The organism is Brevundimonas vesicularis (assembly GCF_027105095.1).
Taxonomy (GTDB): Bacteria; Pseudomonadota; Alphaproteobacteria; order Caulobacterales; family Caulobacteraceae; genus Brevundimonas; species Brevundimonas vesicularis_E.
The window spans coordinates 2,583,406-2,600,211 of the sequence record NZ_CP114278.1 but is presented as its reverse complement, the minus strand read 5'-3'; the positions used below and the strand labels follow the sequence as shown (position 1 = coordinate 2,600,211).

The window sequence follows — 16,806 nt, the reverse complement described above, 5'->3', positions numbered from 1 at the left end:
CGACGATCGGCGGCCGATCATCAACGCTCGCCGCTGATAGCGGCTAAAGCGAGGCGCGGCAAACGCTTGCTGCCCTCAGCGCTCCATCACCAGGCAAGTCGAGGTCGCGGTTGCATAAAGCTTGCCGTCCAGGCCGCGCAGATCGGCCTCCGAGAAGGCCGCCCGGCGACCGGCCTGAACGATCCGGCCCTCGGCCCGAACCGGCGTGCCGGCGGTCAGCGCCTTGTGAAAAACCGTTTTCAGTTCCAGCGTCGTATAAGTCTGGCCCGGCCGAAGCGTCGAATGGACAACGCAGCCGCAGGCCGAGTCGAGCACCGTCGCGATCCAACCGCCATGGACGGTGCCCAGCGGATTATAGACGGCGGTGGTGGGGATGGCCTCGAACACCACCCGGCCTTCTTCCACTTCGGTCAGTTCGAAGCCGACTGTGCGAGCGATGGGCGCGATGAAGCCGCCCGTCATGCCCAGCCGCAGTTGGTCGATCCCGGACAGGGCGGCGATATCGACGGTTTCGGTCATGCAAACGGCTCCTGATCAGGTCCGTTTACAATAAGGACGGACGCTGCCCTGGCAAGCGCCCGTCGTATCGGTCCTTACAGGCCCGGCAGCTTGAAGCCGGTGCTGCGACGCGGCTGGATCGTGATGGCCTGCTGTCCGCCGGTCAGAGCCTGAAGGCGGGCGGCTTCGGTCGAGGCGTCGATAGTCTTCTGGCCTTCGGCGGTCTGGCGAACCGTTGGCGCCTGGGTCGAGGCGTCGTCCTTGCGCCAGAACATCAGGCGGTTGGCGAAGCTCTCGTCCTTGTGCGCCAGATCGCCGAACTCATCGTCGACGACATAGCGGGCCAGGGGGTCGGCCTGGTCGCCGCCGGCCTGGGCCACCAGGACCTGTTCGCCCGGCGTGCGGGTGACGGCCTGACGCTGACCCAGAAGGATCTGACGCGCGGCGCTTTCGGGGGCCAGTTCCTGCGGCCGCGGCTGGCCCGGCGCGGGCGGACGCAGGCCGTATTCCGGCGGGATGCTGAGCGGGGCGGTGGAGACGGTGACGAACTCGTCCGGCACCACCTTGGTCAGGCCGATGCCCTGTTTGATGCTTCCGCAGGCCGAGACGGCGAGCGCGGAGGAGGCGACGAGGGTCAGGACGGCGACACTGCGGATACGCATGGTTTCAGGCTCTGGTCGGCTGATGCAGGAAGCGCCGCGATGGCGCAGTCGGCATAGTGAAGACGGGGTGATTACGACTTTTCGACGGCCGCGCCAACCTTGGCGGGTTTGTCGGCCACCAGACTGTCGATGATCAGCAGCACGACGCCGATGGTGATGGCGCTGTCGGCGACGTTGAACACCCAGGGAAAGACGCCGGTGCCCGAGAAGTCGATGAAGTCGACCACATAGCCGAAGCGGATCCGGTCGATCACATTGCCCAGGGCCCCGCCCATGACGAAGCCGATCGCGGTGATCAGCAGGCGTCGGTTCGACTGCGTCGCCCACCAGGCCAGGCCGGCCGAGACGACGATGGAGAAGATGGCCAGGCCCCAGCGCGCTTCGCCGCCGCCGAACAGGCCGAAGCTGACGCCGGTGTTCTCGACCCAGCTGAAGTTGAGGATCGGCGGGAAAACGGGGATGCGGCCGACTTCCTGCAGCGACAGGCCGCTGATGATCCAGGCCTTGGTCAGCTGATCCAGGACGATGATCAGGAGGGCGAACACATAGGCGGTGACGGCGAGGCGCGTGATCTTCATGCTGGGCCGGTTAGCAGGAAGCGCCGTCGGGGCGAAGAGGAAAACCGCGCAGTTGGAATAGCTCGCCTTGGACCACGACCTGTCCACACTCGGTGACCAACCAAACGGCCGTCATTCCGGGGCTGAGCGGAGCGAAGAACCCGGAAGCCAGGACCACAGGCGCGCTGATAGATGCATCCGACGCCGGATGCCCGGCGCCTGGATTCCGGGTTCGTCCTGCGGACGCCCCGGAATGACCGTCGTTGAGATGCTAGAACAGGCTGCCCTGATCGGCGGCGGACGGCTTCGGCTTGGCCGCCGGACGCGGTGCGGACGGACGGGGTTCGCCGCCGTCGATCGTCGCCGGCTGAACGCCGTCGCCGAACACCAGCCGAACCGCCTGACCCGGCTCCAGCGCCTTGGCCGAGGTGATCCAGGCGCCGTCTGAATTTTCCACGCGGGCGAAACCGGGCTTGGGACGTCCGGGGTCCAGCGTCGTCAGCGCGCGCGACAGCGCCGCCAGGCGATCGGCGTCCCGCTCCAGCCGACGGGGCATGACCCCGTCCAGCCGCGCGCCGACGGCTTCAAGCCGCGCCTGACGCTGGTCCAGTCGCCGATGCAGTGGTTCGGGCGACAGCCGCCCAGAGACCTGCAACAGTCGCCGCTCGCCGCGCGCCACGCCCGCCTGAAGCGCCGCGCCCAGCCGGTCGCCCGCGCCGCGCAGCCGGTCCTGCCCTCGCTCGATCCGGGTGCGCAGCAGGGCCGGGCTCAGCTTGCCGCCCGTCACCGCCAGATGCCGCTCGTGCAGGGCGACATTTCGTTGCAGACCCGATCCCAGCCGGCTCGACACATAGTCCAGCCGCTGCTGCGCCAGGGCCAGCAGGTCCTCCGGCCGCGCCGGCAGGCCGCGCGCCACAGCCCGCAGGCGCGTGCGTCGATCCTCGATCAGCCGCCCGCCCGCCTGCACCATGCGCCGGTCCATGTCGGCGACGGCGTAGCGCAGGTCCGCCAGCACAGGCGTCGCCATTTCGGCGGCGCCCGTCGGGGTCGGCGCCCGGCGATCCGAGACGAAGTCGATCAGGGTGGTGTCGGTCTCGTGCCCCACGGCCGAGATGATCGGAATGCGCGCCGCCGCCACGGTCCGCGCCAGGCCTTCGTCGTTGAAGCACCACAGGTCCTCGACCGACCCGCCGCCGCGCGCGACGATCAGCAGGTCCGGGCGGGGGATCGGCCCGTCGGGCGTCATCCCGTCAAAGCCGCGAATGGCTTTCGACACCTGGCCGCAGGCGGATTCGCCCTGAACGACCACGGGCCAGACGATGACGCGACAGGGCCAGCGTTCTGCGATCCGGTGCAGCACGTCGCGGATCACCGCGCCGGTCGGGCTGGTGATCACGCCGATGGTCGCGGGAAAGGCGGGCAGGGGCTTCTTGCGCCCGGGCTCGAACAGACCTTCCTCACGCAGGCGGACCTTCAGCCGTTCCAACTGGGCCAAAAGGGCGCCGGCGCCGGCCGCCTCCATGCTCTCGATCACGATCTGATAGGACGATCGCGCCGGATAGGAGGTGATCTTGCCGGTGACGATGACCTCTAGCCCCGCCTCGGGCTGGACGCCCAGGCCGCGCACCGACCCCTTCCAAACCACGCCGTCGATGGCCGACTTGTCATCCTTCAGCGTCAGATAGACGTGGCCCGAGGCGTGGCGGTTGACCTTGGAGACCTCGCCGCGCAGCCGCACATGGCCGAACCGATCTTCCAGCGTGCGCTTTAGCGCGAACGACAGCTCCGAGATCGACAGGGGCGGATTGTTGTCGCGCGGGGCAGGGACCTCGGCCGGGCCTTCGAATACGTAGGAGTCGTCGCTCATGAGCCCATCCTATCCTGCGTCGATCCGTCCGGGAACGCTGCGCGCGCCCTGTCGTTCGACTTTCATGGCCGCCGACCCGCCCGGAACTGATCCTTCTGACCGTGACCCGCACGAGCGCGATCTGTCGCGCCGCGCCGGGGGTGGCGGGGCCATGAGCCCGTGGCTGATCATCGGCGGCATCATTCTGCTGGGCCTGGGCGTCTACGTCGTCTCGGCCCTGCTCTAACGCCCAAGGAGGCCGTATGAACCGCTTCGTCCCGCTCGCCGCCGTTCTTTGCCTGACCGGCAGCGTCGTCGCCTGCTCGGATCGTGACGACGATGTGGTCCAGGTTCCTGCGCCGGGCGCAGCGCCCGTGGCGTTGCCGGACCAGCAGGCGGATGCCGCCGCCTCGAACGCCGCCCTGGCCTTCAATATGACCCGCGATCAGCTGGAAGACGCGGATCTGTATTCGCGCGCCAACGTCGATCTGGGCGACGTGGAAACCCTGGTGCTGGACGCCTCGGGCGCCCTGACCCATCTGGTGATCGAGTTGAACGGGCCGGGCGACATGAAGGTGCGGGTTCCGGTCGCGGACGTGTCTCCGATCGACCGCAACGGCGACCGGGATCTGGTCACCGATCTGACGCCCGGTCAGCTTCAGGCCCTGCCGGCCTGGACGCCGCCCGTTCGCTGATTGGACACTGAATGCGGCGTTAAGTCTGACGGGCGCTTGACCGGCCGGCGCCGGCCGGTCATTGCCCGATCTCATGAACATTCTTCTCGTCGGATCGGGCGGCCGCGAACACGCCCTGGCCTGGAAGATCGCCCAGTCGCCGCTGGTCACACGCCTGGTCGCCGCGCCGGGCAACCCTGGCATCGAGAAGCTGTGCGAGCTGCGCGCCGTCAAGGCGGACGACGCCGACGGCTTGGCCGCCCTGGCCAGAGAGATCAAGGCCGATCTGGTCGTTGTGGGGCCCGAGGTGGCGCTGGCCGCTGGTCTGGCCGACCGCCTGGCCTCAGCTGGCATTCCCTGCTTCGGGCCGACCGCCAAGGCGGCGCAGCTGGAAACGTCGAAGGCCTTTTCGAAGGGGTTCCTTGAACGCCACGAAATCCCGACCGCAGGTTACGGCGTCTATGACACGGTCAAGGACGCCAAGGCGGCGCTGGACGTGTTCCGGCCGCCCTATGTGATCAAGGCCGATGGCCTGGCCGCCGGCAAGGGCGTGGCCATCAGCCCCGACCGCCCCGACGCCGAGGCCGAAATCGAGCGCATGCTGGGCGGCCGGTTCGGCGCGGCCGGCGCCCGCGTCGTGATCGAGGAGTTCATGGACGGCGAGGAAGGCTCGCTGTTCGCCCTGTGCGATGGTCAACGCGCCCTGCTGTTCGGCGGCGCCCAGGACCACAAGCGCGCTTTCGACGGCGACCTTGGCCCCAACACCGGCGGCATGGGCGCCTATTCGCCCGCGCCCGTCTTCACGCCTGAGCTGGTGCAGCAGGCCGACGCGCTGATCGTCCAGCCGACGATCCGCAAGATGGCGGAAGAAGGCGCGCCCTATCGCGGCGTGCTCTACGCCGGCCTGATGGCGACCGAGGACGGCCCCAAGGTGGTCGAGTTCAACGCCCGTTTCGGCGACCCGGAATGCCAGGTGCTGATGATGCGGATGGCGGGCGACATAGTCCCCTATCTGCTGGGCTGCGCGCGCGGCGACGTCTCGGGCCTGGCTTCGCCCGCCTTCAAGCCTCAGACGGTGATTTGCGTGGTCATGGCCGCCAAGGGCTATCCCGACAGCCCGCTGGAAGGCTCGATCATCCGCGGCGCCGATCAGGACTTCGGTCCCCATGTCCAGGTCTTCCATGCGGGGACCAAGCGCCGCGACGACGGCTTGCTGGCCGCCTCGGGCGGGCGCGTCCTGAACGTCTGCGCAGAGGGCGACGACATCGCCCAGGCCCGCGAACGCGCCTATGCCGCCATCCGCAAGATCGACTGGCCGGGCGGCTTCAACCGCTCCGACATCGGCTGGCGCGCTTTGGACCGAGGCTGAAGCCTAGGCCGCTGCGAACAGCAGTCGGCCTTCGCCCATGCGTTCGCGCAAGGCCGGCAGGTCGGTGTGGGCGACCGAGAAGCAGCCGTAGCTGCGACCCAGCTTGCCTTCGCGCGCCAGGAAGTCGGGATCGGCATAGTCGGCGCCGTGGATGATGATGGCCCGCTCGCGCGCCTTGTCATTGGTGTATTCCAGCCCGTCCAGCAGCACGTTCGGCCCCTGCTGCGCGCCCCAGTTGGCGCCCGCCGTCGCATAGGCGCCGATGGAGGACATGTTGGAATCCGGCGTGTTGGAAAAGCGCTGGGCATAGCCGGTGTGGCTGGGGTCCGATCCCCGGCCGTGGCAGGTGCGCAGCACTTTCACTTCACCCGCGATCAGGTCGACTTCATAGAGCCGCTCCTCGCCCGAGAACTTCTGGAAGTCGACCAGATACATCCGGTCACGCAGAGGCAGGCGGTGATGATGGGTGTCCAGCGCGGTCATGGCGCGCTCCATCAATTCCTTACGAACGTGACCGCGCGGGTCCAGGGGCGGCGGGGTCACGGGTGCAGTCTGGGCCATGGACAGGCCGACACGGGGCGTGCCGATCGGAGTGCCGTTCTGGGCCGTCGTCAGCGGCGCCGTAGCGCTCGCGCTGGCGCATCCCGCCAGCATGGCCGATCCGCCCAGAATAAGTCCTCGTCTCGATAGCCGCATGCGACGCCCTCGTTGCGGTTGGTCTTGAGGCGTGTTTGTTTCAGTTGGTTACGGGCGAGGCAACCTGAGCCTTGTGGGGCATTTTTGCGGCCGGCGCGTCGCGGGGAGACATCGATGAAGCGTTTCGGAATCGCGCTGGCGGCGCTGATGGCGTCGGCGGTAAGCGCTCACGCGCAACAAACCCCCGTGGCCAAAGGCGTTTCGACGCAACTCAACACAACGTTCGTTGAGGCCGGAAGGTTGCTTGCTGATCCGTCGAACGGCGTTGTGCAACGTGATAAAACTCTCGTGATCATAGGGAACCAGGTCGTTGAAGTGCGCGACGGCTTCGTCGGCGACCCTTCTCAGGGCAAGGTCGTGGACCTGCGCCAGGCCTTTGTCCTGCCCGGCCTGATCGACAGCCACGTCCATTTGACCGGCCAGCAAAACCCGAACGCACGCCTCGAAGAGGTGACCCTTTCGGACGCGGACCAGGCGATGGTCGGCGCCCGCTACGCGCGTCGCACCCTGATGGCCGGCTTTACGACGGTGGCGGATCTGGGCGCCTCGAACCAAGCCATCTTAGCCCTGCGAAACGCCGTTCAGAACGGCGACGTGCCGGGACCGCGCATCATTGCGGCGGGGTCGTCGGTGTCGATCCACGGCGGGCATGGCGACATCAACGGCTATCGCGAGGACGTCATGCACCTGCTGTCGTCCGAGAGCATCTGCTCGGGACCTGAGGACTGCATGCGGGCCGTGCGCACCCAGGTTCGCGCCGGCGCCGACATCATCAAGATCACGGCCACCGGCGGCGTACTGTCCAACACCGCCGCCGGTCTGAACCAGCAGTTCAGCGACGACGAACTGTCCGCCATCGTCGGCAGCGCCCACCGCATGGGCCGCCAGGTCACGGCGCATGCCCACGGGGTGGACGGCATCAACGCCTTCCTGCGGGCCGGCGGCGATTCCATTGAACACGGCACCTATCTGGACGATCAGTCGATCCGCCTGTTCAAGTCGAACGGCGCCTGGCTGATCCCGACCCTGCTGGCTGGGGATTTTGTGGCGCGCATCGCCTCGGGACCCGACAACTTCTTCACCCCCGCCCAGACAGCCAAGGCGCTGGAAGCCGGCCCCAAGATGCTGGACATGGCGCGCCGCGCGCATGAGGGCGGGGTCAAGATCGCCTTCGGCACCGACTCGGGCGTTTCGGCCCACGGCGACAACGCTCAGGAGTTCGCGCTTTTGGTCCGCGCCGGCCTGAGCCCGCTCGAGGCCATCCAGGCCGCCACCGTCGGCGCCGCCGAACACCTGCGCATCGCCAATGAGGCCGGGAAGATCGCCGTGGCCATGCCCGCCGACATCGTCGCCGTCTCGGGCGATCCGCTGTCGGACGTGACCGAGCTGGAGCGGATGAAGTTCGTGATGAAGTCCGGCGTCGTCTATCGCGCCGACTGAATCCGGTCGTTCAGGAAGGCGGCGAAAGCCGCCTCCTCCTCGAACCGGGCGACGACAGGCCAGGCGACGACGTCCTTGCGCTGCTCGGGCGTCAGCCGGACCCAGTCCTTCTCCGTCGTGACCAGGCGGGCGTCGAACACCGCCGCCCGGTCAGTCAGGAACGTCATATCGGCGGCGCTATAGGCCGCGTGGTCGGGGAAGGGGACGAAGTCGACCAGGTCGCAGCCCGCCGCCTTCAGCGACCGCTCAACCTTCCAGGGCTTGGCGATGCCGGCGAACCCGACCTGCGGCCCCGGCGGCGGGGGCCCCTCGGGCGTCAGACGCGCGACGAAGACGGGCAGGGCGCCAAACACCGCCACGAGTTCGGGATCGGCCTCTTCGACATCGGTCGGCAGCATGACCACCACGGCGTCGGCGCGCACCAGCCCGGCCTTCAGCGGCTCGCGCATGGGGCCCGACGGAAAGACCGAACCGTCCCCGAACGGCCATTCGTCGCCGCGCGTCTCGCCGTCCACGACGATCAGGCTGACGGTCTTTTTCAGCGCCGGGTTCTGATGGCTGTCGTCCAGCACCAGAGCCTGCGCGCCCTCCGCGACGGCGGCCCTGGCGCCCGCGACGCGATCGCGCGCGATCCAGACCGGCGACCCCTGCGCCAGCATCAGCGGCTCGTCCCCGACATCTTCGGCCGTATGGATTTGAGGACCGACCCGGACCGGCCCTTCCAGCCGCCCGCCATAGCCGCGCGACAGGCCTTGCGCCTCCATTCCCGCCGCCCGCAGCAGCCGCAGGGTTTCGCGCGCGACCGGCGTCTTGCCCGATCCGCCGACCGTCAGATTGCCGACCGAAATGACCGCGCAGCCGGGGTCGACCGGGACCGTCTTGGCGATCCGACGCGCCGTCACGGCGGCCCAGACCCAGCCCAGCGGTTTCAGCGCCGTGCGCGTCATCCGGGCGTGGTTGCTGTCGCGCACGTACCACCAGCGCGGCGTGTTCAGCTTCATCGCCGGCCCTGCCTCTGCGGCATCAGCGGCGATAGCAGGGCCCACAGTCGCTCCAGCCCGCCCCCGGCCTCGACAGCCGCGCGACGCCCGCGCTCGCCCACGTCCTTGGCCGCGTTCAGGTCTTCCAACAGGGGCTCGATCACGCCGGGCAGATCAGACGGCGCCTGAACCAGGACCAGGCCTCCGGCCTCGACCAGGGCCGCCGTCACCGGCGCCCAGTTGGATGCATCCGGCCCCGTGATCGTCGGCTTGCCCAGCCGCGCGGGCTCCAGCGGATTATGCCCGCCGACGGGGGGCAGGCCGATGGCGGGCGCGAACGAGCCGCCCATCACCACCACATCGGCGAGGCGCAGGAACAGGCCCATCTCATTCAGGGTGTCGGCCAGATAGATGTCGGTGTCCGGCCCGATCGTCTCGCCCCGCGAGCGCATGGCGAAGGCGTATCCGTCGCGCTGCAGCGCCTGGGCGATGTGCGCCCCCCGCTCGGGATGGCGTGGCGTCAGGATCAGGCAGACACGCTCGCTCAAATGGTCCAGCGCGCGCACGATGGCGATCTCTTCGCCCTCATGGGTGCTGGCGGCGACGATCACCGGCCGGTCGCCGATGGCGGCGCTTAGACGGCTGAAGGCGGCGGGATCGTGCGGTAGGGCCTCGCCAGACAGTTTCAGATTCACCAGCCCGTCGATCCGCGCGCCCATGCCCTCCAGGCGCTGGGCCGAAACCTCATCCTGCGGCAGGACCAGATCAAAGGCGCCCGTCAGCGCCTGCGCGGAGGCCGGAAACCGCGCCCAGCCCTCGACCGTCTTTTCCGTGATGCGCGCGCTGACCAGGGCCAGTTTCACGCCTCGCCGACGCGCCGCCAGCAACAGATTGGGCCACAGTTCGCTCTCGACGAAGACCGCCAAACCGGGCCGCCAATGGTCCAGGAACCGCTCGACCACGCCCGGCGCATCGACCGGCGCATATTGGTGGATCACGCCTGTCGGCAGCCGTTCGGCCAGAATATGCGCCGAGGTCACGGTGCTGGATGTGACCAGAACGGTCAGGTCGGGACGCGCCTTCACCAACCGCTCGACCACGGGCAGCAGCGACAGGCTCTCGCCCACGCTGACGCCGTGTAGCCAGACCAGATCGCCCGCGGGGCGCTTGGCGCGAGTGAAGCCCATCCGCTCGTCCACCCGCACCGGGTCTTCCTTGCCCCGCCTGGCGCGCGCATCCAGCAGGCGCGGGGCCAGCGGCTCCAGCGCGCGCGTCGCTAGCCGATAAGCGATCAGCGGCAGCGGCGTCACGGCTGCATCCTCACGGTTTCAGGCCCGTGATCGCATCGGCCCGCGCCTCGACGGCGTTCAGCCGCGCGGTCCAATCGGCCACGACATCGGCCATGTTGGCCTCGGCGGGGAAGTCGGCGCGGTCCCAGACGATCGCGCCCTTGCCGAAGGGCAGAGGCAGAATGGCCCGGTCCCAGCTCTTCAGCCGGATCGCCGGATTGCACGACATGCCGATGAACAGGGCGGGCGCCTTGGACAATTTCGCCATCAGCGGCAGGCCCTCGGCCATGACGTTCGCCGGCCCGCGCGGCCCGTCCGGCGTGATCGCCAGGGCGCCGACCTTCAGTTGTTTCAGTCCGTCACGCAGGGCCTGAGCCCCGCCCTTGGCGGCTGCAGCCTTGTCCTTGTTGGCGGACGATCCACGCACGGCGGGGAACCCCTGACGGGCCACGGCCTTGGCGATGAACTCGCCGTCTGCGGATAGCGAGATCAGGGCCTTGGCCGGTTGCGCCCGGTCCAGCGGCCAGCACGCGGGCGCCAAGCCGATGCGAGAATGCCAGAAGACGCACAGAACGCCGCCCCCTTGGTCCCAGACCTTTTCCGCGATCGCCTGGTTCTCGTGGGTCCAACGGATGGTCTTGATGCAGAACCGCATCCACTGCGCCAGGGTCCAGGCCAGGGCGGACTGGACGACGGGATTGCGAAACGGCCTCACGCGACCGTCTCGACGCTGGGCGCGGCGCCGTCCAGCGACTGCTGGCGCGCCAGGCGGGAATAGAGGCCGCCTCTTGCGACCAGGGCGTCGTGCGCGCCTTCCTCGACCACGCGGCCGGCCTCGATCACATAGATGCGGTCGGCGTTCCGGACGGTGGACAGGCGGTGGGCGATCATCAGGGTGGCGCGCCCCTGCATCAGCCGCTCCAGCGCCGCCTGGACCAGGGCCTCGCTCTCGGTGTCCAGGGCGCTGGTGGCCTCGTCCAGCAGCAGTATGGGCGCATCCTTGACGAAGGCGCGGGCGATGGCGATGCGCTGGCGCTGACCGCCGGACAGACGCAGGCCCGCCTCGCCCGCGCGGGTGTCGTAACCTTGCGGCAAGGCGGTGATGAAGTCGTGGGCGGCGGCGGAGCGTGCGGCCTCCTCGATCTGGGCCTGTGTAGCGCCCGGCCGGCCATAGGCGATGTTGGCGGCGATGGTGTCGTCGAACAGGAAGGGCTCCTGCGTCACCAGGGCGATATGGTCGCGCAGGTCGTGGATGCGCAGGGACCGCACGTCGGCGCCGTTGATCGTCACCGCGCCGGCCGTCACGTCATAGAAGCGCGGCAACAGGCTCAGGATCGTGCTCTTGCCCCCGCCCGACGGCCCGACCAGGGCCACCGTCTCGCCCGGCGCGACCCGCAGCGAGACATGATCCAGCGTCGGCGCCCCGCCGGGGGCATAGGCGAACGACACCTGGTCCAGCACCACCTCGACCGGGCCGGGCGCCAGGGGCGCCGCATCCGGCGCCTCGCGAATCTCGGCCTCGATGTCCAGGGCGCCGAACAGGCGACGCGCGGCGGTAAAGCCCTCGCTCATCACCGTCGCCAGATTGGTCACCTGGCGCAGGGCCTGACCGGCGGCCAGCAGCATGCCGATGAAGGCGGCGAACCCGCCCACCGTCATGTCGCCCGTCTGCGCCCGCCACCCGGCGTAGGCCATGACGGCGGCGACGACGATATAGGCGACCAGATCGCTGGACGGACCGGCGAAGGCGCGGGCGTTGGCGCCCTTGATCACGTGGCGCTGGCGACGGGCGACCACCTCGGCCACGCGGTCCTGTTCGGCGGCCTCGCGGTTTTCGATCTTGATCAGGCGAACCCCGTCCAGGTTCTCCATCAGGGCAGTGGACAGGTTCTCGGTCTCGGCCATGGCGCCGACGGCGGCCTTGCGCGTCTTGCGCCCGAACCGGCGCAGCACCAGCGCCACCAGCGGCACGCCCAGCAGCACGACGATCGTCAGCTGCCAGTCGATGAACCCCATGTAGATCAAGACCGCGATCAGGGTCAGCAGGTTCTGGGTGTAGTTGACCACGCCGGAGGTGAAGGCCTCGCGCACCATGTTGGCGTCGAACAGCACCGAGGAGACGAAGCCGCCCGAATGCTGGCTGCGTAAGCGCGCCAGATCGGCGCGGATCATGGCCCCGAACAGACGAATCTGGATGTCGCCGACGATGGTGTGACCCAGCCGGTTGACCAGGGCCGCCTGACCCAGCGCGGCCAGGGTTCGCGCAATGGCGACGGTCAGGATGGCGACCGGAATCCACACGACGGCCTTGTCCGCCGGAAACGTCACGAGGCCGAACAGACTGATCGGCTTGGTCCCGCCCAGGAACAGACCGTTGACGGCCGGCTCCAGCAGCTTCAGCAGCGCGGCGGTCAGAAGGCCGGTCGTCGCCGCGCACAGGACTGATAGGATCAGCGATCCCTTGTGCTTGGACAGATAGTCGCGCCAAATCCGCGCCAACAGGGCGCGCAGCGGCATGGTGTCTGAGGCGGCGACGGTCATCGGCTCTCGGTCGTCCGAGCCGCCGTTCAAGTCAAGGCTTGTCCGGCGACGGTTCCAGCGCAAGGCCCGCCTCGTCCGCGCGGATCAGCGTTTCGCCGGGCGCCTCCTGGATCCTGACGGCGGGCGGAACCGTCGGATTGGACGCGTATCGACGGCCGTTGAACGGCACGGCGGCCTCATAGCCCTCGGTGATTCCGCCGCCCGCGACATAGACGCCCAGATCCCGTCGGCCATGGGTCTGTCGCTCCAGCAACCGGATCGGCGCGCGCGCGACACTGATCTCGCCGACCGAGCGATAGGTCGCGCCGGTGCGGTCCAGCACCAGCCGGCATCCGCCCGAGCCGCCCCAGTTCGGCCCTGTCAGATAGACCAGGGTCATCGCCCCGTCCGGCGTGATCGCGGCCGTATAGCGGGTGGTGTCCAGCGCCTCCTGGGCCCGGTCGCGCAGATAGGCGATCAGGGCGGGGTCTTCGGGCGGTGGTGTCTGGGCGGCGGACGCGCCGGCCCACAGGCTGGCGGCGACGGCGGCGGCTGCGGCGAGGGTTCTCATCGGGCTGTTCTCCGGTCTCGACGAACATTCCAACGCATCAGGATCGAGATCGGATGACGCGGCGGCGTCGGATCGCTATCTGGCGGGCATGGCGCGCTTCGACCTCTCGACCGCGATGGGCCGTTTTCGGGCGCATTGGCATTATTTCTGGGCCGACCATGCGTTTCTGCGCGTGGCCTTTTCCAACGCCCACTGGCTGGGCCCGGATCTGGTGCGCACCAATCAGCCGTCGCCGCGACAGCTGGCCTATTGGAAAAAGAAGGGCGTCAAGACGGTCATCAACCTGCGCGGTGAACGCGACGAAGGCTATTACTGGCTGGAAAAGGACGCTTGCGAGCGGCTGGGCCTGACCCTGATCGACGCGCCGCTGGACTCGCGCGATCCGCCCGAGACGGTGCGCATCCACCGCGCGCGCGAGCTGTTCAGGACGATCCAGTATCCGGTGCTGATCCACTGCAAGTCCGGCGCGGATCGGGCGGGGATGATGGCGGTCTTCTATCGCCACTTCCACCTGGGCGAGCCGATCTCGGTCGCCATGAAGCAGCTCTCCAAGAAATATCTGCACTCCCGCGAGGGGCTGACCGGCGTGCTGGACTATACGCTGGAGAAATACGTCAACGAGATCGAGCCGAAGGGCATCAGCTTCATCGATTGGGTCGACAGTCCCGGCTACGACCCCAAGGCCATCCGCGCCGAGTTCAAGGCCGGCTGGTGGGGCACGCTGTTGACCGACAAGCTGCTGCGGCGGGAGTAGGGGCCGGTCTTATCCGTCATTCCGGGGCTGAGCGAAGCGAAGAACCCGGAAGCCAGGTCCGCATCCCCGGCGCTGGCGACTTCAACAGAGAAATGTTCTCCTGGGTTCCGGGTTCGGCCTGCGGCCGACCCGGAATGACGAACGTGTTCGCTTAGCCCCATGGTCCGGTTTTCGGCTCGTCGCCGGCCTCGCCGTTCGCCCGCGCCTCGGCGGCCAATTCGGCGTCGCGGCGCGACTTGCGTTCGGCCTCCCACTTCTTGAACCAGCGGGCGTAGTTGATGTGGCCACGCAGCGAAAAGCTGAACAGCGCCAGCACGGCCAGCAGGCTGACCAGTTGAAAGATCTGTTGCGGTTCCAGGTTCATCGTCGTCCTCGCCTACAGATCGAAACGTCGGATCAAGAAGCCGGTTCGGCCCCTCGATGTCGCACTCAGCCCTCGGCTCAGGCCGCGTCGCCGCGCGGATCGATCAGCTTGTGGGCGTGCAGGATGAAATAGCGCATGTGGGCGTTGTCCACGGTGGCCTGGGCGCGCGCCTTCCAGGCCTTCTTGGCTTCGTCATAGCTGCCGAAGGCCCCGACGAACTCGACCTGCGACAGGTCGCGGAAAGTCGGCTCGCCCAGGTGACGAAGCTCGCCGCCGATCACGATGTGCAGAAGTTGCGGCGGGACGGCGTTCTGATCGGTCATCGGAAATCCTAAAGGCTGGGCCGGAAGGCTTTGGGGGAGGGAGGTTTGCGCGCGGCATAGGCCGAGAACGCCCTCGGATCAATGTGGGCCGGGGTTTTTCCGTCCTCGCCTTAGGTCGAAAGCGGCACGTTTTTACAGCGCCGCACGATCATCGGCTGGATGGTCGGCGCCGCGCAGACCAGGCTGGCCTGACGCGGATCGGGCCGGTTGAAGGCCCACGGCCGCCCGTGGTGATCGCTGACCCTGGCGCCGGCTTCGGTCGCGATCAGCCAGCCTGCAGCGACGTCCCAGTCCCATTTCGGCGTCAGGGCCAGGGCGGCGTCAAAGGCGCCGGCGGCGACCAGCGCCATCCGATAGGCCAGGGCGTTGCGCTTCTCGAACCGCATCGCCGGCCACGGCTCGTCGTCGAAATAGGGCGCTTCGATCAGTCGCGCATCGCCCAGGATCGAGGCGTCCTCCAGCGTATCGACATCCGAGGCATGGATGGATTTGCCGTTGCGCCGCGCCCCACCGCCGCGCGTCGCCACATAGGTCTCGTCCACTTCGGGCGCATGGATGACGGCGGCGACGACCTCGCCGTCCTCGACCACGGCGATGGGCACGCACCACCACGGCGTCCGCTTCATATAGGCGACGGTGCCGTCGATGGGATCGACCACGAAGATGCGTCGTTTCGACAGACGCCCGGCCGTATCCGCCGTCTCCTCCGACAGCCAGCCATAGTCCGGCCGCGCCGACAGCAGCCTGTCCTTCAGCATGGCGTCGACCTTCAGGTCGCCGCTGGTGACGGGCGAACCGCCGACCTTGGACTCGATCTTCAGCCCCGCCTCACGCTCGGCGATGGCCAGCGCCCCGGCGTCGATGGCCGCCTGGCGGATCAGGTCGAGGTCGGCGCACAAGTCGATCATTTGCCCGCGATGGCCACCGCGTCGAACATCAGGCTGGGCACATTGAACCCGCCCCGGAACTCCAGATCCGAACCGCGCTGGATGCGTAGATAGAGGTCGGTCAGCTTTCCCGCGACCGTGACCTCGCTGACCGGATAGGCGATCACGCCGTTCTCGAACCAGAAGCCCGACACCCCGGCGGACCAGTCGCCGGTGTTGCCGTTCAGCGACGGGCCGAACATCGACGTCACCAACAGGCCGGTCCCGGCGTCCGCCATCAGGCCCGCCAGATCGCGCTCGCCCGGTTCCATATGCAGATTGTGCGTCGAGACGCCGGATGGCCCGGCCAGCCCCCGCGACGCGTGGCCGGTGGTTTCCAGACCCAGTTGTCGGGCCGAGGCGCTGTTCAACAACCAGGTGGTCAAGACGCCGTCGTCGAACAGGGCGCGCTTTTCGACCGCCACGCCTTCGTCGTCGAACGGGGTCGATCCCATGCCGCGCGGGCGGAACGGATCGTCGATCAGGGTGACGCCCTCGGCGAACACGCGCTGACCCATGCGGTCCTTCAGGAAGGAGGTGCCGCGCGCGATCGACGGGCCGGAAATGGCGCCGATGGCCGGCGACACGATCTGGCCCGCCATCCGGTTGTCGAAGATCACCGGGGCGGTGGTGGAGGCGATCTTGCGCGGCCCCACGCGCGCCACCGCGCGCTCGCCGGCGGTGCGGCCGATCAGGTCGGCGCCCGGCAGGTCGGACAGGTGGCGGGTCGAACGGCTCTCGCCGCCGCGCTCCATCGCCCCGTCCTTTTCGGCGATGACGCCGACGCCCAGCGAGAAGGCCGAACCCTCATAGGCGCCGTCGAAACCGTGCGAGGTCACCAGCCGCCAGCGGGTGGACGACCAGCCGGCATGGCCGCCTTCGGATCGCGCCACACCAGGGATCGCCAGGGCCGCCGCCTCGGCCTCGGCCGAGACCTGTTCCAGAGTTTGGGCGCTGCGTTCGCTGGGATCGAACAGGTCCAGATCGATGAACGGGCCGCGCGCCAGCCGACCCTCGGGCGCGAAACCCGCGTGGGGGTCTTCCGGCGCCAGCCGCGCCATAGCCACCGCCCGCTCGACCAGCCGCGCCTGGGTCGCGGGCGAAAGGTCCGAGGCCGAGACCGACGCCTGCCGCTGGCCCACGAACACGCGCAGGCCCAGGTCGCGCGATTCCTCGCGTTCCACGTCTTCCAGCTTGCCGTTGCGCACCCCGACCGACAGGGATCGGCGATCGGCGCTGACCGCCTCTGCGGCGTCGGCGCCGGCCTTCAGCGCAGCCTTGACGATGTCGTTGAGAAGATCGGTGGAAACGGGCGCAGCCAGGGTTTCAGTCATGCC

The 16,806-nt window shown here is 68.5% G+C and carries 19 protein-coding genes; 5 read left to right on the top strand and 14 right to left on the bottom strand.

Annotation, left to right across the window (positions count from 1 at the left end):
* Positions 1–75: 75 nt before the first annotated feature.
* From O2K97_RS13020 to xseA, 4 genes are all read right to left on the bottom strand, one after another.
* Positions 76–519, bottom strand: a complete 444-nt coding sequence (locus tag O2K97_RS13020; RefSeq protein ID WP_055804066.1) for a PaaI family thioesterase — start codon at positions 517–519, stop codon at positions 76–78.
* Positions 520–593: 74 nt separating this feature from the next.
* The gene (locus O2K97_RS13015) at positions 594–1,160 is read right to left on the bottom strand and encodes a DUF3035 domain-containing protein (protein WP_269219589.1); all 567 of its coding nucleotides are present in this window, start codon (positions 1,158–1,160) and stop codon (positions 594–596) included.
* 71 nt (positions 1,161–1,231) lie between these two features.
* Positions 1,232–1,738, bottom strand: coding sequence for a signal peptidase II (gene lspA, locus O2K97_RS13010; RefSeq protein ID WP_269219588.1), 507 nt, complete (start codon positions 1,736–1,738; stop codon positions 1,232–1,234).
* Between the two features lie 250 nt (positions 1,739–1,988).
* Positions 1,989–3,584, bottom strand: a complete 1,596-nt coding sequence (gene xseA / locus O2K97_RS13005; RefSeq protein WP_269219587.1) for an exodeoxyribonuclease VII large subunit — start codon at positions 3,582–3,584, stop codon at positions 1,989–1,991.
* Between xseA and O2K97_RS13000 the strand changes: the two genes are divergently transcribed.
* The 3 genes from O2K97_RS13000 (at position 3,583) to purD (ending at position 5,606) form a co-directional block, all read left to right on the top strand.
* Complete coding sequence (locus O2K97_RS13000; protein ID WP_269219586.1) at positions 3,583–3,810, top strand: hypothetical protein; 228 nt, start codon at positions 3,583–3,585, stop codon at positions 3,808–3,810. The genes xseA and O2K97_RS13000 overlap by 2 nt on opposite strands.
* 16 nt (positions 3,811–3,826) lie before the next feature.
* Positions 3,827–4,258 carry a hypothetical protein gene (locus tag O2K97_RS12995; RefSeq protein WP_269219585.1) on the top strand — a complete coding sequence of 144 codons (432 nt, stop codon included), beginning with the start codon at positions 3,827–3,829 and terminating at the stop codon, positions 4,256–4,258.
* A 73-nt stretch (positions 4,259–4,331) separates the two neighbouring features.
* A complete protein-coding gene (gene purD / locus O2K97_RS12990) occupies positions 4,332–5,606 on the top strand; it encodes a phosphoribosylamine--glycine ligase (RefSeq protein ID WP_017505324.1) in 1,275 nt (424 codons plus the stop codon).
* A 3-nt stretch (positions 5,607–5,609) separates the two neighbouring features.
* Here purD and O2K97_RS12985 read toward each other — a convergent pair whose 3' ends face one another.
* On the bottom strand, positions 5,610–6,260 hold the full coding sequence (locus tag O2K97_RS12985; protein ID WP_269219584.1) for a murein L,D-transpeptidase catalytic domain family protein: 651 nt from the start codon (positions 6,258–6,260) through the stop codon (positions 5,610–5,612).
* Between the two features lie 156 nt (positions 6,261–6,416).
* On the opposite strand from O2K97_RS12985, the gene O2K97_RS12980 reads away from it, so the two are divergent.
* Positions 6,417–7,742 carry a metal-dependent hydrolase family protein gene (locus O2K97_RS12980; RefSeq protein WP_269219583.1) on the top strand — a complete coding sequence of 442 codons (1,326 nt, stop codon included), beginning with the start codon at positions 6,417–6,419 and terminating at the stop codon, positions 7,740–7,742.
* On the opposite strand, the gene lpxK is transcribed toward O2K97_RS12980, so the two are convergent.
* The 5 genes from lpxK to O2K97_RS12955 are packed head-to-tail and all read right to left on the bottom strand — an operon-like array spanning position 7,727 to position 13,102.
* Entirely contained in the window at positions 7,727–8,743 is a 1,017-nt protein-coding gene (gene lpxK / locus O2K97_RS12975) for a tetraacyldisaccharide 4'-kinase (RefSeq protein WP_269219582.1), read from the bottom strand. The genes O2K97_RS12980 and lpxK overlap by 16 nt on opposite strands.
* Complete coding sequence (locus O2K97_RS12970) at positions 8,740–10,032, bottom strand: 3-deoxy-D-manno-octulosonic acid transferase (RefSeq protein WP_269219581.1); 1,293 nt, start codon at positions 10,030–10,032, stop codon at positions 8,740–8,742. Before O2K97_RS12970 ends, lpxK begins: the two co-directional genes overlap by 4 nt.
* Positions 10,033–10,042: 10 nt before the next feature.
* A complete protein-coding gene (locus tag O2K97_RS12965; protein ID WP_269219580.1) occupies positions 10,043–10,726 on the bottom strand; it encodes a lysophospholipid acyltransferase family protein in 684 nt (227 codons plus the stop codon).
* On the bottom strand, positions 10,723–12,552 hold the full coding sequence (locus O2K97_RS12960) for an ABC transporter ATP-binding protein (RefSeq protein WP_269219579.1): 1,830 nt from the start codon (positions 12,550–12,552) through the stop codon (positions 10,723–10,725). The genes O2K97_RS12965 and O2K97_RS12960 overlap by 4 nt, the downstream gene beginning before the upstream one ends.
* A 31-nt stretch (positions 12,553–12,583) precedes the next feature.
* Complete coding sequence (locus O2K97_RS12955) at positions 12,584–13,102, bottom strand: hypothetical protein (protein ID WP_269219578.1); 519 nt, start codon at positions 13,100–13,102, stop codon at positions 12,584–12,586.
* An 88-nt stretch (positions 13,103–13,190) separates the two neighbouring features.
* On the opposite strand from O2K97_RS12955, the gene O2K97_RS12950 reads away from it, so the two are divergent.
* Positions 13,191–13,856, top strand: a complete 666-nt coding sequence (locus O2K97_RS12950) for a fused DSP-PTPase phosphatase/NAD kinase-like protein (RefSeq protein ID WP_269219577.1) — start codon at positions 13,191–13,193, stop codon at positions 13,854–13,856.
* 151 nt (positions 13,857–14,007) lie between these two features.
* On the opposite strand, the gene O2K97_RS12945 is transcribed toward O2K97_RS12950, so the two are convergent.
* The 4 genes from O2K97_RS12945 to O2K97_RS12930 form a co-directional block, all read right to left on the bottom strand.
* Positions 14,008–14,220: a hypothetical protein gene (locus tag O2K97_RS12945; RefSeq protein WP_269219576.1), complete on the bottom strand. Its 213-nt coding sequence runs from the start codon at positions 14,218–14,220 to the stop codon at positions 14,008–14,010.
* A gap of 77 nt (positions 14,221–14,297) precedes the next feature.
* The gene (locus tag O2K97_RS12940; protein ID WP_017505336.1) at positions 14,298–14,543 is read right to left on the bottom strand and encodes a DUF4170 domain-containing protein; all 246 of its coding nucleotides are present in this window, start codon (positions 14,541–14,543) and stop codon (positions 14,298–14,300) included.
* Positions 14,544–14,653: 110 nt separating this feature from the next.
* On the bottom strand, positions 14,654–15,451 hold the full coding sequence (locus O2K97_RS12935) for a 3'(2'),5'-bisphosphate nucleotidase CysQ (RefSeq protein ID WP_269219575.1): 798 nt from the start codon (positions 15,449–15,451) through the stop codon (positions 14,654–14,656).
* Complete coding sequence (locus O2K97_RS12930; protein WP_269219574.1) at positions 15,448–16,803, bottom strand: TldD/PmbA family protein; 1,356 nt, start codon at positions 16,801–16,803, stop codon at positions 15,448–15,450. The genes O2K97_RS12935 and O2K97_RS12930 overlap by 4 nt, the downstream gene beginning before the upstream one ends.
* Positions 16,804–16,806 lie beyond the last annotated feature (3 nt).

Bases quoted from the DNA above. Each gene is read 5' to 3' on its own strand.
- O2K97_RS13020 (WP_055804066.1), bottom strand. From the start codon at position 519: ATGACCGAAACCGTCGATATCGCCGCCCTGTCCGGGATCGACCAACTG.
- O2K97_RS13015 (WP_269219589.1), bottom strand. From the start codon at position 1,160: ATGCGTATCCGCAGTGTCGCCGTCCTGACCCTCGTCGCCTCCTCCGCG.
- lspA (WP_269219588.1), bottom strand. From the start codon at position 1,738: ATGAAGATCACGCGCCTCGCCGTCACCGCCTATGTGTTCGCCCTCCTG.
- O2K97_RS13000 (WP_269219586.1), top strand. From the start codon at position 3,583: ATGAGCCCATCCTATCCTGCGTCGATCCGTCCGGGAACGCTGCGCGCG.
- xseA (WP_269219587.1), bottom strand. From the start codon at position 3,584: ATGAGCGACGACTCCTACGTATTCGAAGGCCCGGCCGAGGTCCCTGCC.
- O2K97_RS12995 (WP_269219585.1), top strand. From the start codon at position 3,827: ATGAACCGCTTCGTCCCGCTCGCCGCCGTTCTTTGCCTGACCGGCAGC.
- purD (WP_017505324.1), top strand. From the start codon at position 4,332: ATGAACATTCTTCTCGTCGGATCGGGCGGCCGCGAACACGCCCTGGCC.
- O2K97_RS12985 (WP_269219584.1), bottom strand. From the start codon at position 6,260: ATGCTGGCGGGATGCGCCAGCGCGAGCGCTACGGCGCCGCTGACGACG.
- O2K97_RS12980 (WP_269219583.1), top strand. From the start codon at position 6,417: ATGAAGCGTTTCGGAATCGCGCTGGCGGCGCTGATGGCGTCGGCGGTA.
- lpxK (WP_269219582.1), bottom strand. From the start codon at position 8,743: ATGAAGCTGAACACGCCGCGCTGGTGGTACGTGCGCGACAGCAACCAC.
- O2K97_RS12960 (WP_269219579.1), bottom strand. From the start codon at position 12,552: ATGACCGTCGCCGCCTCAGACACCATGCCGCTGCGCGCCCTGTTGGCG.
- O2K97_RS12955 (WP_269219578.1), bottom strand. From the start codon at position 13,102: ATGAGAACCCTCGCCGCAGCCGCCGCCGTCGCCGCCAGCCTGTGGGCC.
- O2K97_RS12950 (WP_269219577.1), top strand. From the start codon at position 13,191: ATGGCGCGCTTCGACCTCTCGACCGCGATGGGCCGTTTTCGGGCGCAT.
- O2K97_RS12945 (WP_269219576.1), bottom strand. From the start codon at position 14,220: ATGAACCTGGAACCGCAACAGATCTTTCAACTGGTCAGCCTGCTGGCC.
- O2K97_RS12940 (WP_017505336.1), bottom strand. From the start codon at position 14,543: ATGACCGATCAGAACGCCGTCCCGCCGCAACTTCTGCACATCGTGATC.
- O2K97_RS12935 (WP_269219575.1), bottom strand. From the start codon at position 15,451: ATGATCGACTTGTGCGCCGACCTCGACCTGATCCGCCAGGCGGCCATC.
- O2K97_RS12930 (WP_269219574.1), bottom strand. From the start codon at position 16,803: ATGACTGAAACCCTGGCTGCGCCCGTTTCCACCGATCTTCTCAACGAC.